Consider the following 10,231-nt stretch of genomic DNA (forward strand, 5'->3'; position numbering starts at 1 on the left):
CCTCCCGGCAGTGTTCGCCGGGAGGGGCACCGGTCGCAGCCGCGCGCTCCTCCTACCGGTGTCCGAACCAGCCCGCCGCGGGCAACAGCCTGTCGTCGTACCCGAAGAGCGCCTGGTTCTCCCAGGCGTTTCCGGACGCGGGGTCCTGCGGATCCCAGCCGCTCCCCCGGACCGCGGTCCACGCCGGTTCCCAGTAGACGATCCCCAGGCCCCGGCCGCCCGGGACCGCCTCCACGACATTCATCACGTCCCGGAGATTGGCCGCCTGACCGGCCGGTGTCGCCGGGTAGCCGGCCGGCAGCTGGCCGGCCGAGGACACGTTGTTCGCCAGGAAGTCGTCATTGGCGAGGGTGTGCGCGTACGCGGTCTCCGCCACGAGCACCGGCTTCCCGTAGCGCGCCGACACATCGTCCAGATTGGTCTGGAGATCCGAGAGCGGCCCGTGCCAGTAGCCGTAGTACGACAGGGCGATGACGTCGAACGGCACACCGCGCGCCACCGCCTGGTCGAACCACCAGCGGGTGCCCGCGTTGTCGCCGCCCTTGGCCAGATGCAGAGCGACCTTGGTGGAGGACGCGACGGCCTTCGCCGCCTGGGCGCCCGAGGTGAGCAGACCGGCGAGCTGGGTCCAGTTGTCGGTGGAACCCTCCGGCCACAGCATGCCGGCATTGGTCTCGTTGCCGATCTGGACCATGTCGGCGGTGGTGCCCTGCGCCTTGAGGGCGTTCAGGACGTCGAAGGTGTGGTTGTAGACGTCGGTCCGCAGCTGGCTGTACGAGTGCGAGGCCCAGGCGGCCGGCTTGTTCTGCTGACCGGGGTCGGCCCAGCGGTCCGAGTAGTGGAAGTCGACCAGGAGCTTCATGCCCTGGGCCTTGATCCGCGTGGCCATCGCGAGGACATTCTTCTTGTCGTTGTAGCCGTCGGCCGGGTTCACCCAGACCTTGAGCCGCGCGTAGTTCATTCCGGCGCCGCGCAGTACGCCCAGGGCGTTCCCGCTCGTACCGTCGGCGGTGCGGTAGGTGGCTCCGAAGGCCTCGTTCTTCGCGAGTGTCGAGACGTCACCGCCCTTGACGGACAGACCCGTCGCCCCCGGTGTGAGGGTGAGATCGTCGAAGTTGGCCCATTCCCCGGCGTGGGCGTCGGAGTTGAGGCTGATGGTGCAGGCCCCGCCACGGACGTTCACCGAGGTCACGAGGCGGATCCACTGACCGTTGGCCGTCGGCGGAAGATCGGTGCGCTGTTCGGTGCTGCCACAGCCGCGCAGGGCGATGTAGGTGGCGTTCTGGCCGCCGCTGGAGCGTACCCGGGCGCTGAGGGTGTAGTTCCCGTCGGTCAGTCCGGTCAGGTACTGGTACGTCTCGACCTTGTAGGCCGACGCCGACCAGTGGGTGAGGCGGTGGCTGCCGCTGTAACCTCCGGCCTCCGTGAAGGAGGCGGTGTTCTGGCCGCCCGCCGAGTAGGTGCTCCAGCCGGACGGGGTGCTCGTACCGGTTCCGTCGGTCTCGAATCCGGCGTTGGTGAGGGTGGCGGCGGCCTTGGCCCGTGGCGTCGCCGCGGGCTGCGCCTGCGCGTGGGCGGGCAGGGCTGTCAGGAGCAGCGCGCCGAGCGCGGATATGGCCATGGCTCTGAGCGGTCTGCGCCATGGGCGGTGTGCGGAGTGCATCGTCGATGTCCCTTCGACCGTACGCGGGGAAGAACGGTGGTGCTCCCGGGCCGCGCCGCGAAATGACAGGCGCGGCCCGGGAGGTCAGGGGTGGGACGGGTAGGACGGGTGGGACGGCGGGTTCAGCTGTCGAGCCTCACGACACGTACCGCTCCGCCCGGCAGGGCGAGCCGGCCCGCGGCCCGTTCGCCGGTGAGGAGTTCGGTCCCGTGGCCGGGCAGGGGCACCTTGGTGTCCGTCCCGGTGTGGTTGACGACGAAGACGTACTCGCCGCTCTCGCCGGAGCGCCGCACCACCTCGACGTCGCGCGGCAGATCGGTGCGCGGCGTCAGGCCGGCGTCCTCGGTGGCGGCGCCGAGGACCGTGTCGAGGGCGGCGGGCGTCAGGCGGGTCGAGATGTACCAGGCGGTCCCCCGGCCCAGCCGGTGCCGGGTGATGGCCGGTTGACCGGCGGCGAGTCCGTCCGCGTAGGTCCAGACCGTCTCGGCGCCGCGCGGGACCACGAACTCGCTCCACACGTCTCCGGTCAGCTCGGAGCCGTCGGCCGCGGTGATCCGGACCCGTTCGCCTTCGCCGAGGGGCGAGAACTCCTCGACGGTCAGGCCGAGTACGTCCCGCAGGACGCCGGGGTAGGCGCCGGGGTGGACGGCGTCGTGCTCGTCGACGATGCCGGAGAAGTACGAGACGACCAGGGTGCCGCCGTTCTCGACGTACGTCCGCAGATTGCGGCCGGTGGCCTCGCTCGCGAGGTAGAGGGCGGGCACCACGACGAGCGGGTAGGCCGACAGATCGGCTTCCGGGTGGGCGAAGTCGAGGGTGAGATGCCGGTCGTAGAGCGCCTCGTAGAAGCTGTCGGCCCGCTCGCGGGCGTCGTGGTCCTCGCTCGGCCGCCATTCCAGCCGCTGGGCCCACCAGGACTGCCAGTCCCAGAGCATGGCGGCGTCGGCGACCGTTCTCGTACCCCGTACCGGCGCCAGACTGTCCAAGTCGGCGCCGAGCCGGACGACTTCGCGCCAGACGCGGCTGTCGGTGCCGGCGTGCGGGAGCATCGACGAGTGGAACTTCTCGGCGCCGCGCCGGGACTGGCGCCACTGGAAGAACATCGCGCCGTCGGAGCCGCGGGCCACATGGGCGAGGCTGTTCCTGGCCATCTGGCCCGGCGCCTTGGCGGGGTTGCGGGGCTGCCAGCTGACTCCGCTGGTGGAGTGTTCGAGCAGCAGCCAGGGGGCGCCGCCCGCCACGGAGCGGGTGAGGTCGGCGGTCATGGCGAGGTTCACATGGGTCCGCCGGCCGTCGGTGATGAGGTAGTGGTCGTTGGTGACCAGGTCCACCTCCCGTCCCCAGGCCCAGTAGTCGACGGAGTCGCACTGGCTGAGGGCGGTCATGAAGTTGGTGGTGACCGGGATCCCCGGGGAGAGCCGGTGCAGGATGTCGCGTTCCCGTACGAAGTTCTCCCGCATGGTGGCGTCGGCGAAGCGCGCGTAGTCGAGGAGGTGCGCGGGATTGCACACGGTGGGGGTGGCGCGGGGCGGCTCGATCTCCTCGACGGATCCGTAGTGCTGGCCCCAGAAGGCCGTGCCCCATGCCTCGTTGACCCCCTCCACGTTCCCGTAGGTGGCGGTCAGCCAGCGGCGGAAGTGGGCGGCGCAGTTCTCGCAGTAGCAGGCGCTGACGGGGACGCCGTACTCGTTGTGGACGTGCCAGAGCGCCAGCGCCGGGTGGCTGCCGTAGCGGCGGACGAGCTGCTCGGTGACGGCCGCGGCGGCCGTGCGGTACGCCGTCGAGCTGTGGCAGATCGCGCCGCGCGACCCGAACGCGTACCGCATGCCCTCCCGGCTCACGGGGAGCGCCTCCGGGTGGGCGCGGTAGAACCAGGCGGGCGGGGCGACAGTGGGGGTGCCGAGGTCGATCCGGATGCCGTTCTCGTGCAGCAGGGCGACGATCCGGTCCAGCCGGCCGAAGTCGTAGCGGCCCGGCTCGGGTTCGATCAGGGCCCAGGAGAAGATCCCGATGCTCACCAGGGTGACGCCGGCCTCGCGCATGAGACGGACGTCCTCCGCCCAGACGTCCTCCGGCCATTGTTCGGGGTTGTAGTCCCCGCCGTACGCGAGTCCTTCGAGGCCCTCGGGTGCGGTATCCGGCATGGATGCCTCCTGTACGGCATGCAGAAGATTGATACACGGTCTGGGAACGTGCACACACTGAGGCGGCGACGCAGAGCCAACATAAGCGCACAGGAACAACCATTGACAAGTGTCCGGAAAGTTTCTCTACTGTGAACGCTCACAGAGCATGGCCGGTCGGCCGCACTCATCGCGGAGACCTTCGTCAGGGGAGTAACACCATGCAATTCACGACGCGACGACGCCTCGTGGCCACGTCCCTCACCCTCGCGCTCGGCGTCACCACCCTCGCCGCCTGCGGCTCGGGCGACGACGGCGACCCGGAGTCCAGTGGTCCCGCCGCGCTCACCTACTGGGCCTGGGCACCCGGCATGGACAAGGTCGCCGGCATCTGGAACGCGACGGAGGGCAAGAAGACCGGCATCACGGTGACGGTCAAGAAGCAGGCCTCCGGGGACGACCTCGTCACCAAGATCATCACCGCGGCCAAGGCGAAGAAGGCCCCGGACCTGGTGCAGGCCGAGTACCAGGCGCTGCCGACCCTCGTCAGCAACAACGTCCTGGCGGACGTCTCCTCCGAAGTCTCCGGTGTCGAGGGCAAGTTCGCTCCCGGTGTCTGGCAGCAGACCACCCTCGGCACCGACGCCGTCTACGCGGTGCCGCAGGACTCCGGGCCGATGATGTTCTACTACCGCGCGGATCTCTTCAAGAAGTACGGGCTGACGGTCCCGGAGACCTGGGACGAGTTCGCGAAGACCGCGCGCGCCCTGAAGAAGAAGGACCCGTCCAAGGCGCTGACCACGTTCTCCAGCAACGACGCGGGCCTCTTCGCCGGCCTCGCGCAGCAGGCGGGCGCCCGGTGGTGGACCACCAAGGGCGAGACCTGGAACGTCGCGATCGACGACGCCGCCACCAAGAAGGTCGCTGGCTTCTGGGGTGATCTGGTCGCGGAAGGCGCCGTCGACAACCAGCCGATGTACACCCCGGCCTGGAACAAGGCGCTGAACACGGGCAAGCAGATCGCCTGGGTGAGCGCGGTGTGGGCACCGGGCACCCTGACGACGGCGGCGCCCGACACCACGGGCAAGTGGGCCATGGCGCCGCTGCCGCAGTGGAGCAAGGGGCAGCAGGCCACCGGCAGTTGGGGCGGCTCGTCCACCGGCGTCACCACCGACTCGAAGCACAAGAAGGCCGCCGCACGGTTCGCGAGCTGGCTGAACACGGACAGCGAGGCACTGGCCGCGCTGGTGAAGGAGGGCGGCATCTACCCGGCCGCCACCGCCGCCCAGACCGGCGGCGCGCTCAGCGCGGCCCCCGGCTTCTTCCCGAACCAGCCGGACTTCTACGCGAAGGCCGCCGAGATCGCGAAGACCACCGCGCCCTCCGCGTGGGGCCCGAATGTGAACGTCGCGTACACCACCTTCCGGGACTCCTTCGCGCAGGCCGCCAAGAACAAGTCGGACTTCCCCGGGGCCCTCGCCACCATGCAGCGGGCCACCGTCGCCGACCTCCAGAAGCAGGGCTTCGAGGTCAAGGGGTGAAGGCCGCCGACACCCGCCCGGTGCGCGGCCCGGGCCGCGCACCGGGCACCACCAGAACCTCTCAGGCCCCACCGGCTCCCGTCGGCCGGGAACGCGCGGGCCGGGGACGCGCCGGCCGGCGCGTACGCGGCGCCCCGTACGCGTTCCTCCTCCCCGCCGTCGTCCTGTTCGCGCTCTTCTTCGCCCTGCCCATCGGCTACGCCCTCTATCTGAGCCTGCGCAAGGTCGAGGTCAAGGGGCTGGGGCTCGGTCGGGGCGCACGCGAGGAGGTGTGGGCCGGGCTGTCCAACTACACCGGCGCGCTGTCCGACTCCGAACTCCTCGGCAGCGCCCTGCGGGTGCTGGGCTACGGGGCGATCGTGGTGCCCTCGATGCTCGGACTCGCCCTGGTCCTGGCGCTGATGCTGGACGCCGAGCGCACCCGGCTCGGTGGCTTCTCCCGGCTCGCGATCTTCCTGCCGTACGCCGTCCCCGGGGTGATCGCCGCGCTGATGTGGGGCTTCCTCTACCTGCCGGACGTCAGCCCGTTCCACTACCTGCTTCAGAGGGCGGGCCTGCCGCAGCCGGATCTGCTGGACGGCGGGCCGCTCTATGTGGCCCTGGCCAATATCGCCCTGTGGGGCGGCACCGGCTTCAACATGATCGTCATCTACACCTCGCTGCGCTCCATACCCGCCGAGATCTACGAGGCGGCCAGGCTCGACGGCTGCTCGCAGTTCCAGACGGCCCTGCGGATCAAGATCCCGATCGTCGCCCCGTCCCTGGTGCTGACCTTCTTCTTCTCGATCATCGCGACACTCCAGGTGTTCAGCGAACCCACCACCCTCAGACCGCTGACCAACTCGCTGCCCAGCACCTGGTCCCCGCTGATGAAGGTGTACCAGGACGCTTTCGTCAAGGGCGACATCTACTCGGCGGCCGCCACCTCGGTCGTCATCGCCGCCATCACCCTTGTGCTGTCCTTCGGCTTCCTCAAGACCGTGGGCTCCCGTTCGAACCGGGGAGAGACCCCATGACCGCTCTCACCACCCGCCGTACCGCACCCGCCGCCGGCACCACTCCGGGCACCGCGCAGGGACCGCCGCGCCCCGGCCGCGTACCGGATCAGCGCCGTATCGCCTGGGTGCCGACCGTCGCACTGCTGCTCGGCGCCCTGTACTGCCTGCTGCCGGTGGCCTGGATCGTGATGGCCTCCACCAAGTCCGGGCGGGAGCTGTTCTCGACCTTCACCTTCCTGCCCGGCACCGGCTTCGCCGGCAACGTCGCCGATCTGTCCGCGTACCGCGACGGTGTGTACTGGCGGTGGATGCTCAACTCCCTCTTCTACGCGGGCCTCGGCGCCCTGCTGTCGACCGGGGTGTCCGCGCTCAGCGGGTACGCGCTCGCGATCTACCGCTTCCGCGGCCGGGAGAGCATCTTCAACATACTGCTCGCCGGTGTGCTGATGCCGCCGGTGATCCTCGCCGTACCGCAGTATCTGCTGATGGCGAAGGCCGACATGGCCGACAGCTATCTGTCCGTACTGCTGCCGCTGATCCTCTCTCCGTACGGCGTCTACCTCGCCCGGATCTACGCGGCCGCGTCCGTACCGCCCGACGTGGTGGAGGCGGGCCGGATGGACGGGGGCGGCGAGTGGCGGATCTTCCGGTCGGTGGCACTGCCGATGATGCTGCCGGGACTGGTGACGGTGTTCCTCTTCCAGTTCGTGGCCATCTGGAACAACTTCCTGCTGCCGTACATCATGCTCGGCGACGACCGGAAGTTCCCCGTCACACTCGGCCTGTACACCCTGCTCCAACAGGGCTCCAACACACCTGCCCTCTACACTCTGGTGATCACCGGCGCGCTGCTCGCGGTGCTGCCCCTGATCGCGCTGTTCCTGGTCATCCAGCGGTTCTGGAGCCTGGATCTGCTGTCCGGGGCCGTAAAGTCCTGACGCGACAGGCACGATCACGAGGGAACAGCACGTATGAGCCGTACGGGCAGCAACGGCCGGCGCAAGCCGCCCACGATCCACGACGTGGCACGAGAGGCGGGTGTCTCCCGGGGCACCGTCTCGCGCGTACTCAACGGCGGCCACTATGTGAGTCCGTCCGCGGAGGAAGCGGTCAACACCGCCATCCGCAAGACCGGTTATGTCGTCAACCGGCACGCGCGCAGCCTGATCACGGGCCGCTCGGACTCGGTCGCGTTCCTGCTCACCGAACCGCAGGAGCGGTTCTTCGAGGATCCCAACTTCAATGTGCTGCTGCGCGGATGCACCCAGGCGCTGGCCCGCCACGACATCCCGCTGCTGCTGATGATCGCGGGTACGAAGGACGAACGGCGCCGGATCACGCGGTACATCACCTCCGGTCATGTGGACGGTGTCCTGCTGGTGTCCAGCCACTGGGGCGACCCGGTCGCCGAGCAACTGCGCGCGGCGCGCGTTCCGTTGGTGGCCTGCGGCAAACCGCTCGGGCAGAGTTCGAAGGTCAGTTACGTGGCCGCCGACGACCGGGACGGCGCGCGGGAGATGGTGCGCCATCTCGTCCGGGCGGGACGCCGGCGCATCGCCACGGTGACCGGGCCGCTGGACACCCCGGGCGGCACCGAGCGGCTGGCCGGTTACCGGGAGATCCTCGCCGAGGCCGGCATCGAACCCGATGAGCGGCTCGTCGTCTCCGGGGACTACAGCCGGGCCAGCGGCGAGTCGGGGACGGCGGAACTGCTGAGGCGCGCCCCCGACCTGGACGCGGTGTTCGTCGCGTCCGACCTCATGGCGCAGGGTGTTCTCACCGCGCTCCACCACAGCGGACGCCGGGTGCCCGACGATGTCGCGGTGGGCGGCTTCGACGACTCGCCCGCCGCCCTGGACACCAGGCCGCCGCTCACCACGATCCGCCAGCCGTGGGACCGCATCAGCGCGGAGATGGTACGGGTGCTGCTCGCCCAGATCGGCGGGGAGGACGCGTCCACGGTCATCCTCCCCACCGAGCTGGTCCGCCGCGAATCGGCCTGACGCGGCGGGGAAGCGGTGGGTGCGGGGCGCGGGCCTGGGTTCATGGGGCTTGCGTCACGGCCACCGCCGCCTTGAGGTCGGCCCAGAAGTCGGGGCGGAGTGTGACGCGGTAACCCAGCCGGTACACCGTCGTTCTGGTACGTCCGCGCACCCTTAACCGCACCTCGGTCGGACCCGGGTGGGCCTGGAGGATCCTCTTGAGCTGCTCGACCGCGTGCGGAGTCACCTGCGCCTCGTGCATGTCGAGACGGACAGGTGCGTCGACCCCCACCCCACTCAGGTCGGGGACCTTGATTTCCATGGCGACCAGGCGGGGGATGTCCTCGCGCTTGTCGAGGCGGCCCTTGACGAAGACCACGGTGTCCTCGACCAGCTGGGTCGAGACCAGCTGGTAGGTGGCGGGGAAGAACATGCACTCGATCGAACCGGCCAGGTCCTCGACCGTCGCGATCGCCCAGGCGTTGCCCTGCTTGGTCATCTTGCGCTGGAGGCCGGAGATGATGCCGCCGATGGTCACGACCGCGCCGTCTCCGTGCTCGCCCCCGGTGAGCTGCGAGATCGCGGCGTCCGACTTGTCGGAGAGGACGTGCTCGATACCGAAGAGGGGATGGTCGGACACGTACAGGCCCAGCATCTCGCGCTCCTGCGCGAGCAGATACGACTTGTCCCACTCGACGTCGGAGAACTCGACGTCGAAGCCGAACCCGGGCCCACCGCTGTCCTCGTCTCCGCGCCCCGCACCGCTCTTCCCACTCTCGTCCGCACTCGCACCGCCGCCGCCGAAGAGGTCGAACTGTCCCTCGGCCTCCTTGCGCTTGACCTGCACCACGTTGTCGATCATCGGCTCGTGGTGGGCGACCAGCCCCTTGCGGGTGTGGCCCATCTCGTCGAAGGCACCGGCCTTGATCAGCGACTCGACCGTCCGCTTGTTGCAGACGACCGCCTCGACCTTGTCGAGGAAGTCCGGGAACGTGGCGTACTTCCCCTTCGCCTTACGGCACCGGATGATCGAATCCACCACGTTCTGCCCGACGTTGCGCACCGCCGTCAGACCGAACAGGATCACATCGTCACCCTGCGCCGCGAAGTTCGGCTGCGACTCGTTCACACTCGGCGGCAGCACCTTGATCGCCATCCGCCGGCACTCGTTCAGATAGACCGCCGACTTGTCCTTGTCGTCCTTCACCGACGTCAACAACGCCGCCATGTACTCGGCCGGATAGTTCGCCTTCAGGTACGCGGTCCAGTAGGAGACAAGGGCGTACGCGGCGGCATGTGCCTTGTTGAACGCGTATCCGGCGAACGGGACCAGCACGTCCCAGACCGCCTGGACGGCCTCGTCGGAGTAGCCGCGCTCACGGCAGCCGTCGCGGAACGGTACGAACTCCTTGTCGAGGACCTCTTTCTTCTTCTTGCCCATCGCCCGGCGCAGCAGATCCGCCTGGCCGAGCGTGTACCCGGCGAGCACCTGGGCGGCCTTCTGTACCTGCTCCTGATAGACGACCAGCCCATGGGTCAGCCCCAGCACTTCTTTGAGGGGCTCCTCCAGCTCGGGGTGGATCGGTGTGATCTCCTGCTGGCCGTTCTTGCGCAGCGCGTAGTTCGTATGCGAGTTCATGCCCATCGGGCCCGGCCGGTACAGCGCGGTGACCGCTGTGATGTCCTCGAAGTTGTCGGGTCTCATCAGCCGCATCAGCGACCGCATGGGCCCGCCGTCGAACTGGAACACACCGAGTGTGTCGCCCCGGCCGAACAGCTCGAAGGTCGCCCGGTCGTCCAACGGCAGTGCCAGCAGGTCGAGTCCGGTTCCCTTGTTGGCCTTCACCATCTTGACGGCGTCGTCCATGATGGTCAGGTTCCGCAGGCCCAGGAAGTCCATCTTCAGCAGGCCGAGCGACTCACA

7 protein-coding genes are annotated in these 10,231 nt (G+C 69.1%); 4 read left to right on the plus strand and 3 right to left on the minus strand.

Annotated features, from left to right (window positions below; all coding sequences use genetic code 11):
• Positions 1 to 52: 52 nt before the first annotated feature.
• Both ACIQD6_RS35555 and ACIQD6_RS35560 read right to left on the minus strand, forming a co-directional pair.
• Positions 53 to 1,621, minus strand: a complete 1,569-nt coding sequence (locus ACIQD6_RS35555) for an arabinogalactan endo-beta-1,4-galactanase (RefSeq protein WP_401891028.1) — start codon at positions 1,619 to 1,621, stop codon at positions 53 to 55.
• A 164-nt stretch (positions 1,622 to 1,785) separates the two neighbouring features.
• On the minus strand, positions 1,786 to 3,807 hold the full coding sequence (locus tag ACIQD6_RS35560; RefSeq protein WP_401891030.1) for a beta-galactosidase: 2,022 nt from the start codon (positions 3,805 to 3,807) through the stop codon (positions 1,786 to 1,788).
• 200 nt (positions 3,808 to 4,007) lie between these two features.
• On the opposite strand from ACIQD6_RS35560, the gene ACIQD6_RS35565 reads away from it, so the two are divergent.
• From ACIQD6_RS35565 to ACIQD6_RS35580, 4 genes are read left to right on the plus strand one after another with little or no spacing between them, the layout of a single operon-like run.
• Positions 4,008 to 5,327, plus strand: a complete 1,320-nt coding sequence (locus ACIQD6_RS35565) for an ABC transporter substrate-binding protein (protein ID WP_401891032.1) — start codon at positions 4,008 to 4,010, stop codon at positions 5,325 to 5,327.
• Positions 5,324 to 6,343 (plus strand): carbohydrate ABC transporter permease, encoded by a 1,020-nt coding sequence (locus ACIQD6_RS35570; RefSeq protein WP_401891034.1) that lies wholly within the window; start codon positions 5,324 to 5,326, stop codon positions 6,341 to 6,343. Before ACIQD6_RS35565 ends, ACIQD6_RS35570 begins: the two co-directional genes overlap by 4 nt.
• On the plus strand, positions 6,340 to 7,263 hold the full coding sequence (locus tag ACIQD6_RS35575) for a carbohydrate ABC transporter permease (RefSeq protein WP_401891035.1): 924 nt from the start codon (positions 6,340 to 6,342) through the stop codon (positions 7,261 to 7,263). The genes ACIQD6_RS35570 and ACIQD6_RS35575 overlap by 4 nt, the downstream gene beginning before the upstream one ends.
• A gap of 33 nt (positions 7,264 to 7,296) precedes the next feature.
• Positions 7,297 to 8,328 (plus strand): LacI family DNA-binding transcriptional regulator, encoded by a 1,032-nt coding sequence (locus tag ACIQD6_RS35580; protein ID WP_401891037.1) that lies wholly within the window; start codon positions 7,297 to 7,299, stop codon positions 8,326 to 8,328.
• A 40-nt stretch (positions 8,329 to 8,368) separates the two neighbouring features.
• On the opposite strand, the gene dnaE is transcribed toward ACIQD6_RS35580, so the two are convergent.
• A partial coding sequence (gene dnaE, locus ACIQD6_RS35585) for a DNA polymerase III subunit alpha (RefSeq protein ID WP_401891039.1) occupies positions 8,369 to 10,231 on the minus strand: 1,863 nt, incomplete at its 5' end.

The organism is Streptomyces sp. NPDC088400, assembly GCF_044753355.1.
Lineage (GTDB): Bacteria > Actinomycetota > Actinomycetes > Streptomycetales > Streptomycetaceae > Streptomyces.